Origin of the sequence: Neobacillus rhizophilus (genome assembly GCF_018343535.1) — a bacterium.
In the GTDB taxonomy this organism is placed as follows: Bacteria; Bacillota; Bacilli; order Bacillales; family Cytobacillaceae; genus Neobacillus; species Neobacillus rhizophilus.
Map to the genome: position 1 here is coordinate 780,092 of NZ_JAGYPF010000003.1, position 18,627 is coordinate 798,718.

Annotated in this window: 13 protein-coding genes and 1 pseudogene; 5 read left to right on the forward strand and 9 right to left on the reverse strand. The window is 39.7% G+C overall.

Annotation, left to right across the window (positions count from 1 at the left end; genetic code table 11):
- The first annotated feature begins 13 nt into the window (after positions 1 to 13).
- Positions 14 to 301, forward strand: coding sequence for a hypothetical protein (locus tag KHA99_RS17315; RefSeq protein ID WP_249366715.1), 288 nt, complete (start codon positions 14 to 16; stop codon positions 299 to 301).
- Positions 302 to 452: 151 nt separating this feature from the next.
- Here the strand turns inward: KHA99_RS17315 and KHA99_RS17320 are convergent, their stop codons facing one another.
- The gene (locus tag KHA99_RS17320; protein WP_213118696.1) at positions 453 to 6,080 is read right to left on the reverse strand and encodes a metallophosphoesterase; all 5,628 of its coding nucleotides are present in this window, start codon (positions 6,078 to 6,080) and stop codon (positions 453 to 455) included.
- 290 nt (positions 6,081 to 6,370) lie between these two features.
- Between KHA99_RS17320 and KHA99_RS30865 the strand changes: the two are divergent.
- Positions 6,371 to 6,793 (forward strand): annotated as a pseudogene (locus KHA99_RS30865) (DUF4230 domain-containing protein).
- A gap of 404 nt (positions 6,794 to 7,197) precedes the next feature.
- Here the strand turns inward: KHA99_RS30865 and KHA99_RS17335 are convergent.
- From KHA99_RS17335 to KHA99_RS17360, 6 genes are all read right to left on the reverse strand, one after another.
- Positions 7,198 to 7,899, reverse strand: a complete 702-nt coding sequence (locus KHA99_RS17335; RefSeq protein WP_213118699.1) for a FadR/GntR family transcriptional regulator — start codon at positions 7,897 to 7,899, stop codon at positions 7,198 to 7,200.
- Positions 7,900 to 8,017: 118 nt separating this feature from the next.
- A complete protein-coding gene (gene garR, locus KHA99_RS17340) occupies positions 8,018 to 8,905 on the reverse strand; it encodes a 2-hydroxy-3-oxopropionate reductase (protein ID WP_213118700.1) in 888 nt (295 codons plus the stop codon).
- 23 nt (positions 8,906 to 8,928) lie between these two features.
- Positions 8,929 to 9,834, reverse strand: a complete 906-nt coding sequence (locus KHA99_RS17345) for a dihydrodipicolinate synthase family protein (protein ID WP_213118701.1) — start codon at positions 9,832 to 9,834, stop codon at positions 8,929 to 8,931.
- A 174-nt stretch (positions 9,835 to 10,008) separates the two neighbouring features.
- The gene (locus KHA99_RS17350) at positions 10,009 to 11,160 is read right to left on the reverse strand and encodes a glycerate kinase family protein (RefSeq protein WP_213118702.1); all 1,152 of its coding nucleotides are present in this window, start codon (positions 11,158 to 11,160) and stop codon (positions 10,009 to 10,011) included.
- Between the two features lie 70 nt (positions 11,161 to 11,230).
- Positions 11,231 to 12,583: a glucarate dehydratase gene (gene gudD, locus KHA99_RS17355; protein ID WP_213118703.1), complete on the reverse strand. Its 1,353-nt coding sequence runs from the start codon at positions 12,581 to 12,583 to the stop codon at positions 11,231 to 11,233.
- Positions 12,584 to 12,715: 132 nt separating this feature from the next.
- Positions 12,716 to 14,038, reverse strand: a complete 1,323-nt coding sequence (locus KHA99_RS17360) for a gluconate:H+ symporter (protein WP_213118704.1) — start codon at positions 14,036 to 14,038, stop codon at positions 12,716 to 12,718.
- Between the two features lie 273 nt (positions 14,039 to 14,311).
- Between KHA99_RS17360 and KHA99_RS17365 the strand changes: the two genes are divergently transcribed.
- Together KHA99_RS17365 and KHA99_RS17370 are read left to right on the forward strand one after the other, a co-directional pair.
- Complete coding sequence (locus KHA99_RS17365) at positions 14,312 to 15,355, forward strand: CdaR family transcriptional regulator (RefSeq protein WP_213118705.1); 1,044 nt, start codon at positions 14,312 to 14,314, stop codon at positions 15,353 to 15,355.
- A gap of 305 nt (positions 15,356 to 15,660) precedes the next feature.
- Positions 15,661 to 15,816 carry a hypothetical protein gene (locus tag KHA99_RS17370; protein ID WP_213118706.1) on the forward strand — a complete coding sequence of 52 codons (156 nt, stop codon included), beginning with the start codon at positions 15,661 to 15,663 and terminating at the stop codon, positions 15,814 to 15,816.
- A 141-nt stretch (positions 15,817 to 15,957) separates the two neighbouring features.
- Here KHA99_RS17370 and KHA99_RS17375 read toward each other — a convergent pair whose 3' ends face one another.
- Entirely contained in the window at positions 15,958 to 16,548 is a 591-nt protein-coding gene (locus tag KHA99_RS17375) for a TetR/AcrR family transcriptional regulator (RefSeq protein WP_213118707.1), read from the reverse strand.
- Positions 16,549 to 16,795: 247 nt separating this feature from the next.
- Here KHA99_RS17375 and KHA99_RS17380 point away from each other — a divergent pair, with 247 nt between their 5' ends.
- Positions 16,796 to 17,206: a VOC family protein gene (locus KHA99_RS17380; RefSeq protein ID WP_213118708.1), complete on the forward strand. Its 411-nt coding sequence runs from the start codon at positions 16,796 to 16,798 to the stop codon at positions 17,204 to 17,206.
- A 95-nt stretch (positions 17,207 to 17,301) separates the two neighbouring features.
- On the opposite strand, the gene KHA99_RS17385 is transcribed toward KHA99_RS17380, so the two are convergent.
- Positions 17,302 to 18,450: an ArgE/DapE family deacylase gene (locus KHA99_RS17385; protein WP_213118709.1), complete on the reverse strand. Its 1,149-nt coding sequence runs from the start codon at positions 18,448 to 18,450 to the stop codon at positions 17,302 to 17,304.
- Between the last annotated feature and the right edge of the window lie 177 nt (positions 18,451 to 18,627).

An 18,627-nucleotide genomic window follows, 5' to 3' on the forward strand; every position in this document is an offset into this window, starting at 1 on the left:
GGCCTATTTTAAGATGGATAATGAAAATGGGCGAAAATCATTAGAACAAAATATCAACCTGCCTGATCGTTTGTTTTCGACATTTGTTGAGGAGGAGTATGGGGTCAATAAAGGTGTCTATAACACGATCGATTCGTGGTTTTACAAGAATGGGCTCCATAACTTATTGATCAGAAGAAAAACAATCATAAATTTTCTATGTAATCTACATGACAGTATGTATTCAGAAGGAAAAAAATTAAAATTTGGCAATGGCGGATTGTCAGTAAAATTAAAAGATTATTTGGAAAATGTTATTTAAATAATTTATCAATAATAGTCAGAAGATTAGTAGTTTCTGTATTAATTCCTTTACAGAGTACAAAGTGGGCTCCAAAAAAAGTGCCTGGCACCACCCGAATAATGCCGAAGAATTCACAAAATACGGGTGGTGATAGGCATTTATTTGACACCTATTGTTTCTGTTTTAATCTTTGTTTAAACAAGATCGTTCCCCCCATGAGCAGGAGAATGATTCCTGCAAACAGCCAGTTATACATGTTTGTTGCTGTTTCTGGCAGTTGCACTTCTGTTGATGGATGAACTTTTTTGTTTATTGCTGTGTTTGGCAGTTGTTTTTCTATTGATGAATTTTCTGTTTCTGTACCTTGTACTTGTCCATCTGTTGATGGATTTGCTTTTACCAGATCATTTGGACGGAAGACGCCATACGTACTTAAGTGCTTCGTCATGGCTTTAATTTGGCCATTTTCGAATGTGCCCCCAACTAATTCCCAGACTTTTTTATCTGGATTCCAATAAAATACCTTTAATTCTTCAGGATGGTCGACTCCACTTACAGGGAAAGCAAGCTGTATCTCATGGGCAAAATTACTGATAATTTTATCACCCTGTTTGATTGTGAAGTCATACACAGCCCCTGCTGCCAAATTGGATGAAGGAAGCTTTTCAGGGTTTTTGCCCACTCTTTCGATGCTAATCACAAGGTTTTCCCCTTTTGCGAAGTTTGCGGCATCTACTAGAAGCTCCACATCATCTTTAACTATTTTAATTTTCGCCTGGCGATTGATGAGCGTTTCCAGCTGGCCAGGTGTAAATTGAATCGTAGTGACTTCGTCCAGACTCTTTTTTAATTCAACCACAAGAGTTCCATCTTCAGCCAGTTGATTGATTTGGTCATCAGAAACGGTTGCTCTGTCTCCAGCCTTTACAGGAGTGACCAGTACTTCCTTTTGAAGATGAGGCACGTCACTAAAGAGAACATTTATGGTGATCGTGATCATTTTCTCATACTGTCCATCACTTACCAGAATGGAAAGTGTGTAAACCGCTATGGCTGCTGCATGTAACTTCGTTGCATCGGCAACTGTTATTTCTCCGGTCTTTTCATTAATGGCAAACGTTCCTTCATTGTTTCCGGAAGAGATTTTGTATGTCAATGCATCACCATCGGCATCACTTGCCTTAACAGCGCCGACTACTGTTCCATTTGCAGTCTTCTCATCAATGGTAAACGAAGCATCATCCGCAGTTGGTGCGTTATTGACTGGATTCTCTGCTGTTGCTTTTTTCTTTATCGTGTAAGTATCGTACAAGTATGGCAATTTTGTGATTTCATTTTTCGTTTGGTCATACTTAAACGCATACGTGTTAAAGGTTACAGAATCTTGTGCTACCGTTACTGTCACATAAGCCGTCTCTTTTTCGATATCACTCTGCGGCCCTTGAGGATTTAACGGATCGCCGACTGGTTTAGCAGAGTTTTTATCAAGGAATTGATAATTCGTTGCTAGCGGATCATTAGCCGTAACCGTATAATTCTTTTCACCATACCATTTCAACCCGCCCGCTGTAAGAGCCACCATATAGAATGGTACATTGTCTGGCTGTAGTGCCGTTGTTTCATCAAGCATTTCTGGTTTTGCATTGACACCCTGTTCGTTAATAAAACCTCTTGAAAACACATGATCATGCCCTTGCATGACTACATCAATATCCAATTCTGCAAATATTGGTGACCAATACTTTCTTAATTCGATAATATCGTTATCTGTTATGTGGCTGGCCCCGGTGTAGATAGCCTTGTGCATACCAACAAAAATCCACTGTCCATTTTCTTTTGCTTTCCCTGCCTCTGATCGCAATAAAACCTCTTGTGCTTCTAATTCTGGTTGTGTAGCATTTTGGGTGTTAAGCATTACGTATTTTACTGGACCGTAATCAAAGGCATAAGCACCGCCTGATTGATTTGGTACGTTAATATGACCGTTAAAGGTAGCATTGTCGTGGTTCCCTTGAACGACAGAAATGAGGTTGTTTTTCAAGAAATCTGCCCCTGCCATTGGATAGGCCCCGCCGTTATTAAAGAACAAGTTCCATTGTGTCTCACTGGATGCTGTATCCGTTAAGTCACCACCAATATAAGTAAAGGCTGAATCTGTTAACTTGCTCAATTCATTAAAAGTGGCTCCTACTGCTATTGCATTTACAGCGTTGCTGATTTGCGGGTCCACTATATAGTTGAAAGTAAAGCTATCTTTGTTCCCTGCTTCAGGTGCTGTTTTAAATGTTCCTGTGAGCGTGTTTGCGCCTGCTCCCGCTGTATATTCATACTCTGTACCAGGTGTTAATCCGGTTACCTCTACCTTGTGAAAATATCTGCCCCCAGCACCTTGCACATTGGTTCCACTCACTGTAGTTGGCTGACTTTCACCTTTTTTATTCACTTTCAATAACGTTTGAACTTTCTTATTGGTTGTCCAAGCGAAATTGACACTTGTTGATGCATCTGTCCCTATATGCATCGTCAGTTGTTGCGGCGCCTTATTAGGATCAACCTGAATAGGGTTGTCCGATAAAGGATACACTTGTGTGATAAGGGTTTTTCCATTTGCAGTAACTTCTGCAAACCAACCCGTATCGCTGCTTGCCAATGGCTCCCATACAGTAGCGGCTATATTTCCGCTTTCAACTGAAACTGTATTTCCGATTTTCACATCTTCTGTGACACCAGCAGTAAAGGAAGCGGTAGATATTGTTCTGTTTGGATTTTGTAATGGAAGATCGACTGTAAAGTCATCCGCTTCTGGCGAGAAAGCATTGTATTTATCCATTACAGGCGAATAAGTTTTATTAATCAACTTTCCGTCTTTCAATTGAAGTGTCCGAAGAAAACCATCTCCACCACGGTTATAATCCTGGTAATCACTCATAATTTCCTGTACGAAACGTGATGCGCCCGGGACTGTTCTTGTATTTCTGGACACCCCAGGATTATGTCCGCTTAATACTAGAGCTACATTATTATTTGGCACAATAATTTTTTCAAATATCTGCTGACCACGTTGAGCTTTGTCAAAGTCGCCATTTGTTGCAAGGTACTCGTGCACTAATAGAATCGCACTGCGATTGCTGTATTCTTTAAGAATTGAATTTGCCCATGTAACCGTATCAGGCGTTACCTCAACTCCCATCCCTAGGTAAAGCATGATTAAGTCTTTTCCTCCGATGGTAACGAGGTCATAATGATGGGTATTATTGTTGTAGCTTCCGCCATACCATGGTTGCCCTACATAGCGGCCCTCACCGAAATAGGAGAAATACCCGCTAGTTTCATATCTTAGATTTGTATAGTCCCCCACATCATGATTTCCAGTAACAACACCATTAGGAACTTTTGCATCATCTAATATTTTATGTGCAGCATCTGAAATCTTCCATTGTGCCATATTGCCAACGGATTGAATGAGATCACCAGTATGGGCTACATAACCGATATTATTTTGGTTATATTGGTCTGCTAACCATTGTGTCATTTTTTTGTACGTATCATCAGCAGCATAAAAATTTGTATCTGTATAATATTGTGTATCTGTGAACCATCCTATGGTGTCACTGCCATTCGATTCAAGATCAGGAACAATCATTGCCCGAAGCTTACCTTCCGATACAAATTCCGCAGTATCTACTTTTGCAGTCAATGTAAAATCAGAACCCTTCGAACCGTGTCCAGAAGTTACCTTTACCCATTTTTCAAATTTATGATTCCAAACTGCCAATGCTAACTTTTCACTGCCTTGCGTATGTCCTGTAAACGACAGAACAACTTTCCCAGCAGATTCCCCTACATTCACATCATAGGCCTGATATGGCATGCCTGATTCCGAAGTAGTCGTAACATAACCGCCAACTTTTTCTTCGAGAACAGTTTCCCCAGGATAGCTCTTATTTTGAAAATTTGTACTGTCCATCACATTGGAATAACCGTGGATGTCGCTAATATTTACAGCCTTATAAAAAGTTATATCCGCCTTTCCACCACCAGGTACATTAGGAGTAATCAATAGATCTGCATGATTTTCACCCCTTATAGTCTGGGGATTTGTCACACTTAATTCAGCACTGTCCACTTCAAAACTTACCGTTTTAGTTGTCGTATTGCCTGCCTTATCCGTAACTGTAATAAGGAGAGTGTGAGTGCCTGACGTTAAAACAGAGTCATATGGCAAAGAGATGGTTGTCCCATCCAGTTTAACTAGTGTAGATGCAATACCAGAGGTTGCATCTGTAATGGATGCTTTTAAACCATCTGTTGACCGGATCATGGCACCGTCCGTGACAGAAGGCTCGACCACCGGAGCTGTATTGTCCGTAGTAATGGTCGCTGTTTTGACTGGAGTACCGTTATCCAATAGCACAATGGTATGATTCCCATCCGCTAGCGACGTTGTATCCACTGAGAATAATTTTACCTTGTTATCCCATGCTGTCAGATCGAACAGAATATCAATCTTGTATGCAAGGGATAAATTACTGCCGCCGGGGAATCCGTCACCCATGCTATACCTTTTTGTGTCCAAATAAACTTCTTCCGTTATCTGATTACTTTGAGATGCAGGTATGGCAGGATCCACTGCATAATACAACTTTACACCTGTAGGTAGGATTTTACCGCCGTTTGGTAAAGAAATAGAAAAATCAAACACACTAAAGTCATCATAATTTGTCGTATTCGGTGCAGCATTAACATTATAGTCCCCAGCTGAATTCCCAATGACAATACTGATGCTATTAACCTGTCCTGGAGTCAGGAGGCTTTGGTTAAGCGGCAATCTTTGCTGCACATCATCCTTAGGAATATAAGCATTGAATTGATCGTTAATGTATGTTGAATTTTTAAATTTTTGACTTTCAGATTGTATTCCAGAGGAACGAAAATCTATGTAAGCATTGCCGTCTGTATTCATCCCGTCAATAGGATTTCCATCTACCGTTAAAGACAGGTTGTCGTTACCTTTTTTTGATGCTCCTGTTACATACAATTGGCCGTTAAATAGATCTCCATTGTTAATGTTCCATGAATAGCTACTGTCTTCCACTGGAGGGTTTTCATCCACTGGTGGAGTATCATCCACTGGTGGAGTATCATCCACCGGAGGAATATCACCCTCTGGAGAAATTTTAACACCTTGAATAACGATATCATTGATACGTGTATTACCTGCCATAGCAGTTGTACCATCATCGCCATTTACTTTATAGTTAGAAGTCATAATCCAGCGAAGGAATACTTTATCCTTATCTTGTATTTCTTCTGGTAAAGCTAATGTATTTAAAGGAGAATAACTTGTTGTTGTACTGTAACTGCTGTTCTCTATGTCTTTCCAGTTGTCTCCATCAGTGCTGTAAATGACCTTAAAATCTCTTGGCCCTTGTGGAGATGACGAAACCTTCCCCGTTACTGTCAATTGTTCGTAACCTTTGGTAGAAAGTTCAACTTGCCAATATTTACTATCCATACCCCCAGCCCACTTACCAAGGTATACAGAATCTGTATCAGCGTAGCTGCCAATGGTAGGAACGGCTCCCTGAGAGTTAGAAAATAGTGCGTTGTCTTTATTTTTACCGCTTGTCGCCGGAATGGATGCGGACATTTCTGTTGCAGTAGTCATATTCCATGCTGCAACAGTTTCTAGATTAGCTGAATTGTCTGCATATACAGAGCCCCCCCCACCCCAACTACTCATGATCACTACTATTACCAACAGGATGGATAATAGTCTTTTTCCTCTTGCTTTCATAAAAAAGTTTGCCCCTTCACATAGGTATTTTCTGTAGCAATAAATTGTTGAAATTGAATCGTTTTCGCATACCAAACATGATTTTATTCCTCTAAAAACCGGTTTCCCATCTCCTGAGTTGCTCTACCAAGAATGAATAAAGCAAGCAGATCGTTCATCTTTTTTCGACAAAAAAGGTAATCACCTCGCTAAACAAAATCTGAATATCCTATTAATCTTATAATATTAATGTAAAACGTTTATTTAAAAATTGTTAATATGCTGTAAATCTGGAATTTCTTTGACAAAAAATGAAAAATTACTCAATAAACCTTGGGAAAGACATCTCTAAGAATCTGCCAGAACCAAAGCGAGAACTACTATTAATTGTACCTGGGACGGTTATTGCTGGTTTTGATTTGAAAGGGATTACTTCTGAGGACATGGTTATTAATGAAGAAACAAAAGATATAGATATTACCCTTCCTCATGCAAAGCTCATTTAGGAACCATCATTACAGATGGATAAAATGCACACCTTTGAAAATGGTGGGCTTTTCCGTGCTGATATTAAAATGGATGAGGGGTTGAAGAATGCCTCTGAGGCAAAAGAGCAAATTCGTCAAGAAGCCATCTCTGCTGGTTTACTAGATACTGCAGAGAAAAATGCAGAAAAAGTGTTAAAGGAATTTATTAAGAATATTAGTTATAAGGTAAATGTCACGTTTAACTAATAGGACGGCCTGCCCATGCTACTTGGGACAGGCCTGTTCTGTAATTTACTGGGGGAACCATAGAGGTTTGTCGAATTCTACTTATTGTAGAAATCGACAATCATTAACCAAAATTGGATTATACCCACATGTAAACCATTAAAGCATTTGTATCGCAGCCACTCCTAAGTCGTGAGCATGGCTTTGTGCATGATCTACTATTTTAAAGACTAATATTTTTTCGTTTTGCAACAAAAAAAGCGGTCTCCTGCTGGGATAACCGCTTTATCTAACTTCGTTAGTTCGCACCATTCGATACTTTGCCATCCTTAACCACCATCCTTGTTTATTGGAAAACATTATTCAGACTCTATTATAATTCTTTGCATATCGTTCATAGCAAACATCCTTATATTTTTGCTATTTCAATCAGATCTGTCGGTTTTCAATACTTTTTGCCGGACATAATCAAGATGCAAAAACATTTGATGAAATGCCTCAAAGGGATCCCTTTTCGCCAAAGCATTGTAAATAGCAATATGGTGGTTAAGGGTTCGCTCTCGTTCACGGACTTTTACTATACTGTTTGTTTTGATTAAAGTGACAATTAAAGAATCAATCAATCCTTCCACCACTGGATTATTCGCACTTAACGCAATAATGCGGTGAAATTCAAGATCTGCTTCCCAGTAATTATTGTCCTTGCTGCTCTCAATGACATCGATGGTTTGTTTTAACCTCTCTAGGTCTTCATCACATATTTTTTCAGCAGCAATGGTAATTAACCCTAATTCTAAAGCCATCCGTGCTTCAATCATGGCTTGTAAGTTATCGGAAGCCAGTGCTAACATGACTGAAAAAGGATGACTGCTGACTTTATTGTTAAAAAAAGTTCCTTCACGGGTTTTCCGTGTAATAATGCCCAATGATTCAAGAGAGCTAAGTGCTTCACGTAAGACAGGACGGCTGACATTTAGTATTTCCATCAATTCCATTTCCGTAGGAAGCTTATCTCCCGGTTTCATTTGGCCGCTGATCAATAGTTGGGTAATATTTTCCTCTACCTGCTTGGACAATGTATTTCGAGTCACGGTCCCAAATGTAATTTTTTTAGGAGAATGATCCATTATTGACCTCCTTGGATTTAATTTGACAGCTTTATTATAATATATCCTGTGACTATTGTATCATTATAAAAAAAACGTTGCAGAGCGACTGCAACGTTTCGTTTCTATGCATTTTAAGTTAACGGCTAACCTCAGCATTCGCTAATTTTTCATAGTATTTTAAAAGACTGCTATGATCTTCAAACTCGTGGCCATCGGTTTTTAATGCATACATCATTTCAAGAACCGCCGCTGTTAATGGTGTTGGAGCCCCAACTTCATGGCTAGTCTCTAGTGCATTCGTTAAATCCTTCATGTGCAAATTTATACGGAAGCCCGGTTTAAAATTACGATCGAGCATCATCGGTGCTTTTGCGTCTAATACGGTGCTTCCTGCCAAACCGCCGCGGATTGCCTGGTAAACTGCTTCAGGGTTCACGCCCGCTTTTTGCGCTAACACAAATGCTTCAGAGACCGCTGCGATATTTAAGGCAACAATCACTTGATTGGCAAGCTTGGTAACGTTACCTGCGCCGATTTCCCCAACGTGGACAACCGATCCGGCCATAGCATCCAGTACATCTTTCACTTCGTCAAAAACTTCTTTCTTGCCGCCGACCATTACGGAGATGGTTCCATCAATGGCCTTAGGCTCCCCGCCGCTGACAGGAGCGTCAAGCATTTCGACTCCTTTTTCCACCAATGCCTTATACACTTCCTGAGAAGCACCTGGTGCAATCGAACTCATGTCCACATAAATTAATCCTTCATGTGCACCTTCAATCAGTCCATTTTCACCTAAAGCGACTTCCTTCACGTTCGGAGAATTAGGCAGCATCGTAATGACAATATCTGACTTTTCTGTAATGGCCTTAGGAGTATATTCTACTTCTGCACCCAATTCCCGAAGTTCGTTCGCTGCATCTTGATTAAAATCGCTGACAATCAGTTGATAGCCGGCTTTGATTAGGTTTTTGCTCATAGGCTTACCCATAATTCCAAGTCCGATAAATCCGATTTTCTTCATATTATTTCTACTCCTTTATATTTCTATTTTTCTAGTAATCCAGCTTCTGCCATTGAGCTTCTTAGTGTCTCTAATACTTCCCCTTTACTGCTCTGGACAGGTTTGACACAGTCGCCAACCTCTAATCCGAGTAAATTCGCCATATCCTTTGTGGCGACAGGGAAGGTCGCTTTATCCTGGGCAAGACGAACGGGATTTAACGCGAATTGTGCCTCTAATGCTCCCTTCAAATCGCCTTCCATATATTTGTTGTAAATCGACGTAACCAGCGGGCCAAACATATTGGCCGTTGAACAAACACTGCCGACTGTCCCAATGCACAATCCCGGAAAAACAAGGGTATCTTTACCGGCCATTACTTTAAAATTCAGATCCCTTGTGCAGCGGACCAATTCACTAAGCATCGTAAAATCTCCGCTGGAATCCTTGATACCCACAATATTGTCAACATCCCTGGCCAATTTCTCAGCCAAGTTCACAGAAATGTTGTAGCCAACCCGGCCTGGGTTATTGTAAAGCAATACTGCTGTGTTTGGAATGCTGTCTGCTACTGCCTTAAAATGATCATACAATTCATCAAAGGTCGGCTTCAAAAACATCGGCTGGAGAATCGAAATCCCATCTGCTCCCATCGCCTCCGCCTTTTTAGCCAAACGAACGGCCTGTTTTGTTCGAATCGCCCCAATCCCGAAATAAACGGGAACCCGGCCTTTTGCCTGGTCGATGATGGCTTCAAAAGCAGTAAGCATTTCTTGCTCATCAAACGCGTAAAATTCGCCGTTACTTCCGAAAGCTAAGATCCCGTGGACTCCATCTTCAATCACATGGTCCACCATAAAACGCAGCTTTGCTTCATCGATATTTTCATCTTTGTCGATTGGAGTGATGATGGGAACAATAATCCCTTTAATTAGGTCGATATTCATCATAATCGGATCTCTCCCATAAATTTTACTAGTAATCTATAATTTAATTGTATATTTGTCTTACAAATAATTCATTAGGCAAATTCACAATAAATCCTGTCATTTTTCACAAATCAAAGTCAGTTTTTGTACATATCAAACAAATTGCACTAACTTCGGGCACAAACCGCCGCTGGTTTAAGAGCAGCGAATGTGTTGCCTTTGTATCTTCAATACCCTGCAAATATTTTCTGACGCGAAAGCTAAATTATCATGACCGGATTCAAGAGCTTCCTCGAGTGAGGTAACCCCTTTTAAAATGCCAATAATTGCATTAAATCCATGATGATGTAAAACGTCAACACCCTTGCCAATTCTTCCGGCAAAAGCAATTACAGGGACCGAATGTTTCTTGGCAATCGCAGCCACTCCGTAGGGTGTTTTACCGAACAAGGTCTGACCATCAATGCTGCCTTCCCCTGTAAAACAAAAGTCCGCTCCGATGATTTTCTCCTCAAGTCCTGTATACTCGATGACAAGTTCAATTCCCTTTTTTAGCCGGGCATTTAAGAACGCCATTAATCCTGCACCGAGTCCGCCAGCCGCTCCTGAACCTTCAATTTGGGTAATATCTAGCTGCAGCTGCGTCTTAATCACTTCTCCAAAATGAGCTAAATTTTGGTCAAGGAGTTTCACCATTTCTGGGGTTGCCCCTTTTTGCGGGCCAAAAATGGCTGAGCACCCATTTTCACCAATTAAAGGATTGGTGACATCACACGCTACATCGATCTTTACCGTTTTAATCCGCTCATCTAATCCGCTTATGTCAATGGAATGCAATTGATCCAAGGCGCCGCCGCCAAATGGGAGTTCATCTCCATTTTGATTCTTAAATGAAACCCCAAGTGCCTGCATCATTCCCATCCCGCCATCATTGGTAGCACTTCCCCCAATACCAATTAAAAAACGACTCACACCCTTATCGAGGGCATGCTTAATTAATTGACCCGTTCCATAGGTGGTCGTTAGCAGTGGATTGCGATCTTCGAGTTTAATAAGACCTAACCCGCTTGCGCTTGCCATTTCAATCACAGCTGTTTTTCCTTCATCCAAAAGCCCGTATTCGGCTATGACTTCTTTTCCTAATGGTCCGATAACTTTTGTATTGATGATTTCCCCGTTTGAGAAACTCACGAGCGATTCAACCGTACCTTCCCCTCCATCTGCCATGGGAACAATCACGCATTCTGCATGGGGAAAAACCTTTTTGATACCTTTTTCCATTTCTAGGGCAGCATTCTTCGCCGTCATACTTTCTTTAAATGAATCTGGCGCTAGCACAAATTTCATCATAATCTGTCCTTTTCCTCGATTTCTTGATTAAACAAAGGAGGATGACGTTTTAGTCATCCCAATTTTTTTATCGAACAAGACATGGACGCTTGTTATCGAATTTCCAGCCTGGAATTAAGTATTGCATTCCGGCGGCATCATCACGGGAACCTAATCCCATGTTGTTATATCGCTCGTTCGCTATTAAAATTTGATCCATATCCACTTCAATCCCCAATCCTGGCTTATTAGGAATCGTGAGATAACCATCCACAATCTTATACGGGTCTTTGGTTAAATGCTCTATACCTTCCTGCCAAATCCAGTGTGTATCAATAGCAGTAATATTACCGGGAGCAGCCGCTGCTACATGTGTGAACATGGCAAGTGAAATATCAAAGTGGTTATTAGAGTGTGAACCCCACGTTAAACCAAATTCATTACACATTTGGGCTACTCGCACAGACCCCTGCATCGTCCAGAAATGCGGATCAGCAAGTGGGATGCTCACAGAATTTAGTGCGATGGCATGCGACATTTGTCTCCAGTCTGTTGCAATCATATTGGTTGCGGTCGGAAGCCCAGTTTGTTTTCTAAACTCCGCCATGATTTCACGGCCTGAATACCCGTTTTCTGCTCCGCATGGATCTTCTGCATAGGTCAAGATTCCATGCATTTCTTTACATAACTCCACCGCTTCATTTAATGACCAAGCTCCGTTTGGATCCAATGTGATTCTAGCATCCGGGAATCTTTCTTTAAGAGCCTTAATCGCTTTAATTTCTTCCTTGCCTTCTAAAACGCCGCCTTTTAATTTAAAGTCTGTAAATCCATAAAGCTTGTGAGATGCCTCGGCAAGCCTGACCACCGCTTCTGGTGTTAAAGCTTCTTCATGGCGGATCCGATACCATTCTTCTTCTGCATCCGGATTGCTGTAATACGGTATATCCGTCTTATTTCGATCTCCAATGTAGAACAAATAACCCAATGTCTTTACTTTTTCTCGCTGCTGCCCTTCCCCTAATAGCGCTGCAACCGGTACATTTAAATATTTTCCCAGCAAATCTAGTAATGCTGCTTCAATCGCCGTTACAGCATGGATGGTGATTCGGAGATCAAAGGTCTGCAGACCGCGTCCTGCTACATCACGAGAAGCAAATGTTTCTCGTACTTTATTCAAGATGTTATGATAATAGCCGATTGATGAACCAACTACCAATTCCTTTGCATCTTCAAGTGTTTTACGAATTCCCTCACCGCCGGGAACTTCCCCGACACCAATATTTCCGCTATCATCCTTAAGGACAACAATATTCCTTGTAAAATAAGCACCATGGGCACCACTTAGATTAAGAAGCATGCTGTCACGACCAGCGACAGGATAAACGTTCATTTCGGTTACGACGGGAGTGGTTTTTACTGTGTTTTGCACTGTTGACATGATATTATCTCCAATCTAAATCTTTTTTTACTTTCAAGTTTTCCTATTTATTTAAAGAGTAATTGAATCTCTTATATCCAAAATCTATCGGGCAGTAATCCTCTTATCCGTTACTGCCCGCTATAAACCTTTTTAGAAAAATAGATTTAGTATTAATACACCGGCTAAGCCTATCAAACCGAGAGCCGTGGTGTAAGTTGTTCTGATCTTTATAGCTTCGCCTACAGATAAATTTAAGTATTCTTTAAACATCCAGAATCCTGGATCTGTAACGTGTGAGAAAGAGATACTTCCGCAAGTGACGGCTAATGTCATCAATTCCATGCTGACACCAGATGCCTGAGCGATGGGCAGAACCACACCGGCAGCTGTCATAACAGCTACGGTTGCTGATCCAAGAGCAATACGTAAAAGAGCAGCGATTAACCATGCAAGGATAATCGGAGAAATATTCCAACCGCCTGTCAAATCTTTAATGTAGTCGGCAATACCTCCATCAACCAATACTTGTTTAAAGGCACCGCCCGCTCCAATAACCAAGATAATCATGGCCATTGGTTTAACTGCATTAGAACATGATTGCATCACATCTTTGAGAGGACGGCCCACTCTTGGTCCAAGAAGCCACATTGCTAGTATTAGGGCAATCAATAGGGCCATATTGGAAGATCCAATGAAGTCCATTATATGTCTGAAACTATTTTCCTTCGGCAAAAATAATGTACAAACTGCATCAATTGCCATTAATATGACTGGGACAAGTGCAACAAACATACTTACTCCAAAGCTTGGCATTTCGTCTTCTTTGAATGTTTTGTTTGTAACAATTCCTTCAGGTATTTCCGGACTAATTTTTTTGAAGAAAGGCACTCGAGTCCATGTTAATCCAATAAAAGCTGCAGCAGGTATGGCAATAATCAAACCGTAAAGAAGTGTTAATGACATGTTCGCGTGAAAAACTCCAGCAACTGCAGCCGGTCCCGGATGCGGCGGAAGGAAACTATGGGCAGTTGATAATGCGATTGACATCGGTAAAGCTACATAAAGTAGATTTAATTTTGTTTGGCGAACAATAACAAACACAAGTGGAATGATTAATACGAATGCTACTTCATAGAACATCGTAACGCCAAGGATTAAAGATGCGATTAAGATAGCAACTTGAACACGTTTTATTCCCATTTTTTCCATTAGTCTAGTAGCAATCCTCTGAGCGGCACCGGCATCTGCCATCAACGTGCCGATCATGGCTCCAAGTCCGACAATAATCGCCGTTCCTCCGAGCTGGCCTCCGAGACCACTAGAGATCGAACCCCAAATTTTATCGAGCGGCATGCCTACTAAAAAACCAACAAATAAAGAAGTCAATAACAAAGAGACAAATCCATTCATTTTTAAGGGAATCATCAAAATAAGCAAAAGGACAACTGCTAAAGCAACATACAATAAGGGCATGTATCTCTTCCTTCCCGTAAGAAATTAAACTGTTTGGCGCCTTTCGGGCATTTGAACAAAGCGTAAGTCTTCTTTTTTTTACAAAATAAATGGGCCAAGGGACTACTCTACAATCATCACAACCTATAAACCTTCTTAAAATTCCTCTAGTAAACGTTTACATTTCTATTGTATAATTGTCTTACAAATAAATCATTAGTCAAATGGATAAAAAATATATTTATTTTTTTGTGCAAATAAAGTGTAATACTTTCATTTTATCAGGGAGGACATATGAAAATAAATAAAGTTTTAGCCCAAGAGATTGCTGATAAGGTAATGAGCGTTATTCCCTATAAAGTAAATATCATGGATGAAAATGGATTAATTATTGGAAGCGGTGATAAAAAGCGGGTGGACACCATTCATGAAGGAGCCGTTTCTGCAATTGAACAAGGAACCATGGTAACCATCTATAAACCGGAAGGATCTTCAAAACCGGGCGTAAACATCCCCATCCATTTTCAAAATAAAACGATTGGGGTCATTGGCATAAGCGGTGATCCGCGGATTGTCGCACCTTTTGCAGAACTGGTCCGTGTAACAGCAGAGCTATTAATCGACCAGGAATTTTTATTCAAAGAAAAAAGAATAAAGGAACAAATGATGGAGGAATTTCTGTATCATTGGGTGTTTCGGAATAATGAGTATGATACAGCCTTTTTCAATAATGCAGAGGCGATTGGGGTTAACCTGAAATTGATTAGAAAAGCTGTCATCTTAAAAGGGAAATTACGTAAACAGCCATCTTTATTTGCTCAGGAATTTACTTTCAAACTTAATCAAGAAAGCCAACTATTTATCGTTCCAGATACCAGTGATATTGTCTATCGGTTAGAGCCCCTTATTTCCCAAGACTCAAAAGTAGGAATCGGGGATCGTCATGAAATTCTGGCGAAGTCCGTTCAGGAAGCCAAAAGAGCGATTGAAATATCCGAAAATTTGAAATTCGCACAGATTATTTGTGATTATCCACAATTAAAATTTATTGATTATTTAACAAATAAAAATGTAGCTTTTGATGAAATCATTCCTTTTTACGCGCAGCTGGACGAAAATCAAAAAGGACAGGAGTTATTAGAAACCCTTCTTTGCTTTATTGAAAACAGCGGCGATATGAATGCCATATCGTATAAGCTCCATATTCACCGGAACAGCTTAGCCTACCGGCTTCAAAGAATTGAAATCCTTACTAACAAAAACCCAAAAAAATTCATTGATTTATTTCAGCTCTTTACCGGATATGTGCTATATAAAATGAAGCATTCCTCATCATGATATACAGCCTTCACGTACGAACGTGAAGGCTGTATTTCTTTTCCTCCCCCGCCTTTATACTTGTTCTTTATTATAAAAAATCGCAATCTGAAAGCAGCAAAAAGTAAAAGTGATTTCTCTTAAAATAATTAAGAGTTAAGAGGAGCATTTTTAGACATGGACTTAAAACAAATAAAATATATCCTTAAAATTGCGGAAGAAAATAATATCACGAGGTCAGCAAAATTAGGATATATTCATTAATCCTAGTATTAATTGTTCTGTTTGAAACAGAATAACTAACAATTAATAGGAGGTGCTTTCTAATGAAACAGGATGAGAAAAGCTTTTCTTCGAAAACCCAAAATACAGTTTCAGTGAATGATCTTTATGAGGAAGCAAAAAGAAAAAACATTATGGATTGGGGAGAAATAGATACAGCAGAAAGCGTACTTAAAAAGAGCAATAAAAGCCCTGAATAAGGGCTTTTTCATATAGTTTGTTCAGTATTGTTATACGTGTACTTTAAAGGGGGGAATGGTAATGGAGATTATTAACAAGTGTGCCCTGTCCCCACCCGAATAGTTGAGAAATAATAAAAGCGCAAGAACCATCCCTCTGCTTTACTTAAATATCCTCTCGCTGATCATTTGGAGGAAGCTAGCCCACTTTTCCTGAAATTCGGGACTTTCTGGCGTCAGTCCGGTAATCATTTCCGTAACGTTACTGTAGAGAACAGGATAGATCGTTAGACTGGAAATCATCAAGGTGATGAAGGCGGGGTCCAACTCTTTCGGAACCAGCCCCATCTCTTGCTTCGCCCTCATATCCTCTACATATGACTGCAGAACTTTTCTTCTACTTTCCGTTCCGTTGCTGTTTTCCGGGATACTCTCAACTGCCTCCCAAGCTGTGAATTTCAGGAATTCCATTAAATGCTCGATGTTCACCTTGTATCGAAATTCTGCCACGTTCACTGGATTTGCGGGCAGGATAAGGTTGCCTGTTGGTACAGATGCTGCAAAGTCAGCGATTGTTTCGTTAATAAGCTCTTCTTTTCCTTTAAAATAATGATAAATTAATTGTTTATTTACCTTGGCACGCTTCGCTATTGACTCAATTCTCGCCCCGTTATAACCTTTTTCAAAAAATTCCTCTTTCGCAGCGTCGAGTATTTTTCTGCGTGTCCGTTCCGCATTCCGTATTTCTCCCACTGTTATCACCTTTCTGCCTATCTATTCGTTTTAATCGTATTCATTCGTTTACTGGAAGTCAAACTTAATTTACCTTATTTAAAGTTTAACTTGATAAATGTAAAATTATAATTTATTATAGGAATTGTAATGTTTTTGGGAAAATCAGGTAATGCTACAGGTGAGAATTTGTGAACACTAGACAACATCCATGGCAATTTACAACAAAAAGTAAAACCATTAAAAAAAAGGAAGGAAGTTGGATTGTATGGGAGTTCAAAACATTTTTGTGAATTTGCCAGTTAAAAACCTGGAAAAAACAATGGAGTTTTTTTCAAAGGTAGGTTTTGAGTTTAATCCCCAGTTCACCAATGAATCAGCTGCCTGTATGGTAATTAATCAAAATATATATGCCATGCTTTTAGTAGAGGAGTATTTTAAGTCTTTTACAAAAAAAGAAATTCCCAATACGGAAAAAAGCTCACAGGCTATTATCGCTTTGTCTGTTGAAAGCAGGCAGGAAGTTGATGAGTTAGCAGAAAAGGCATTGGCAGCCGGCGCAACGCCTACAAACGATCCGCAGGACCACGGCTTCATGTACTCACGAAGCTTCGCCGACCTTGATGGCCATCTATGGGAAGTATTTTTCATGGAGGCATCACATGTAGAAAATAGTTGATTTTCTGAATCAACCTCTCAAAAAATATCAATACTTATAAACCAAAAGGCACAATTCCGTAACAAGAATTGTGCTGTTTATTTATATATCTATTTTTATTTCGATAATCCTAAAATTAACTCTTTATAGATATCGAAGAATGCAAAGTAGTAATCCTTGTAGACATATTCATCTGTTTTGTGTGCCATTTTTGTTTCGCCTGGACCAAACATCATGAATGGGAAGTTGTCATCTTTACCTCGTAATAAGTTTGATGCATCCGTTACCCCTGGCGAACCTTTAACAGCAATTTCCAAATTTAAATGTTTTTTACCGAGTTCTTTAGCCAGGTCAACCATTTTAGACTGTCCTGAAGTGAAAACACTTGGTAATGACATTGTCACTTCAACATCAATATTAGAGCCTTCTTTATTGTAAATGCTCGCTGTTGTGTTGAATAAGTCAATCACTTCATCGTTATCAAATTCCGGAATCGTCCGCACGTTTATTTCAGCTACTGCTTTTTCTGGAACTGAGTTTACTTGGTTCCCTGCGTTAAAAATCGTTGTACTCATCACCAATTTATCCAGAACTTCATTTTTACGATCATCGCCATTCAATTTTTCGTCTAGTTCTAATAGATATTCCATCAATGGATTAATCGCGTTATAACCTTGGTCAGGCATAGAACTGTGTGCTGCTTCACCAATAGACGTTACACGCAAGTTAAGTGATCCTTTGTGAGAGTAAATAATTGTGTCATGAGAAGGTTCAGCTACCCATAGATAATCGACATCATCCATATACCCTTCTTCGTATAATTTTTTAGATCCTGCGCCGCCGACCTCTTCACCAGTCGTTGCCATAAAACGGACAGTACCATTTTTTAATTCATTATTTTCTTTGAGTTCAATCATCACTAAAGCAAGATTTACTAAACCTGCTTTCATGTCATTTGTTCCGCGTCCGTATAATTTTCCGTCCCTTTCTGTCAATGTGAACGGATCTGAAGTCCACTCGCTTTCATCACCAGGAGAAACGACATCCATATGACCAGAAACACCAATGACTGGACTCCCGCTTCCAATTTCAGCCACTAAGTTAACGCGAGTGTCAGTAACTGGAACAATTTTAGATTCAATACCATATTCAGCAAATAAATCTTTCAAGTAACTTGCCACTTGAATTTCGTTTTCATTAATAGATTTAATCGCTATAATGTCAGATAAAATCTTTATCTTTTCTTCTTCTGTAAAATGTTTCATACTAAATTCCTCCAAAATTTTATCCGTCTATCGTCAATAAGAATACAACTGTATTTTACCCAAAAGTCCATTATTCAGTTATCCTCTTAGGACTTTCTGGAACTACTGACACCCCAAGAATCTAAAAAAATACTGTAGATATTTTTTATCTACAGTTTCTGATTATTTATAAAGTTC

Excerpts from the sequence above, each read along its gene's own strand:
- KHA99_RS17315 (WP_249366715.1), top strand. The coding sequence starts at position 14 with ATGGATAATGAAAATGGGCGAAAATCATTAGAACAAAATATCAACCTG.
- KHA99_RS17320 (WP_213118696.1), bottom strand. The coding sequence starts at position 6,080 with ATGAAAGCAAGAGGAAAAAGACTATTATCCATCCTGTTGGTAATAGTA.
- KHA99_RS17335 (WP_213118699.1), bottom strand. The coding sequence starts at position 7,899 with ATGGATCATTCTCCTAAAAAAATTACATTTGGGACCGTGACTCGAAAT.
- garR (WP_213118700.1), bottom strand. The coding sequence starts at position 8,905 with ATGAAGAAAATCGGATTTATCGGACTTGGAATTATGGGTAAGCCTATG.
- KHA99_RS17345 (WP_213118701.1), bottom strand. The coding sequence starts at position 9,834 with ATGATGAATATCGACCTAATTAAAGGGATTATTGTTCCCATCATCACT.
- KHA99_RS17350 (WP_213118702.1), bottom strand. The coding sequence starts at position 11,160 with ATGAAATTTGTGCTAGCGCCAGATTCATTTAAAGAAAGTATGACGGCG.
- gudD (WP_213118703.1), bottom strand. The coding sequence starts at position 12,583 with ATGTCAACAGTGCAAAACACAGTAAAAACCACTCCCGTCGTAACCGAA.
- KHA99_RS17360 (WP_213118704.1), bottom strand. The coding sequence starts at position 14,038 with ATGCCCTTATTGTATGTTGCTTTAGCAGTTGTCCTTTTGCTTATTTTG.
- KHA99_RS17365 (WP_213118705.1), top strand. The coding sequence starts at position 14,312 with ATGAAAATAAATAAAGTTTTAGCCCAAGAGATTGCTGATAAGGTAATG.
- KHA99_RS17370 (WP_213118706.1), top strand. The coding sequence starts at position 15,661 with ATGAAACAGGATGAGAAAAGCTTTTCTTCGAAAACCCAAAATACAGTT.
- KHA99_RS17380 (WP_213118708.1), top strand. The coding sequence starts at position 16,796 with ATGGGAGTTCAAAACATTTTTGTGAATTTGCCAGTTAAAAACCTGGAA.
- KHA99_RS17385 (WP_213118709.1), bottom strand. The coding sequence starts at position 18,450 with ATGAAACATTTTACAGAAGAAGAAAAGATAAAGATTTTATCTGACATT.